The sequence below is a fragment of the Streptomyces sp. UH6 genome (genome assembly GCF_013421635.1).
In the GTDB taxonomy this organism is placed as follows: Bacteria; Actinomycetota; Actinomycetes; order Streptomycetales; family Streptomycetaceae; genus Streptomyces; species Streptomyces abyssomicinicus.
On the sequence record NZ_JACADT010001467.1, the window covers coordinates 1 to 625 of the forward strand.

Below are 625 nucleotides of genomic sequence, written 5' to 3' on the forward strand. Positions count from 1 at the left end.
GTCGAGGTCCCAGCCGCGGTTGGTGGGGAAGGTGGAGATGCCGTCGGTGGCGGTGGCGACGAGGTTCCAGAGGTCGTTGGGGTTGGTGATGCCTCCGGGGTAGCGGCAGGCCATGCCGACGATGGCGATGGGTTCGTCGTCGGTGGTGGTGGTGGGGTGGGTGGTGTGGGGGGTGGTGGTGTCGGTGGGGAGGAGTTCGGTTTCGATGTGGTGGGCGAGGAGGGTGGGGTTGGGGTGGTCGAAGACGAGGGTGGCGGGGAGGCGGAGGCCGGTGACGGTGTTGAGGCGGTTGCGGAGTTCGACGGCGGTGAGGGAGTCGAAGCCGAGTTCGGTGAAGGCGCGTTCGGCGGGGATGGTGTCGGGTGTGTCGTGGCCGAGGACGGCGGCGATCTCGGCGCGGACGGTGTCGAGGAGGGGGCGGGTGCGTTCGGGGGTGGGGAGGGTGAGGAGTCGTTGGGCGAGGGCGGAGGTGCGGCCGGTGCCGGTTTGTGCGGTGCGGCGGCTGGGGGTGCGGATGAGGCCGCGCAGGAGTGCGGGCACGGCCGGGGCCTTGCGGAAGGCGGCCAGGTTCAACCGGACCGGCGCGACCGCCGGAAGACCCGACACCACACCCGCATCGAACAGA

General features: G+C 71.2%; 1 protein-coding gene. It reads right to left on the minus strand.

Features of this window, described 5'->3' with window-relative positions; genetic code table 11:
• On the minus strand, positions 1 to 609 hold a 609-nt coding region (locus HW445_RS32640), incomplete at its 3' end, for a phosphopantetheine-binding protein (RefSeq protein WP_308800278.1).
• Between the last annotated feature and the right edge of the window lie 16 nt (positions 610 to 625).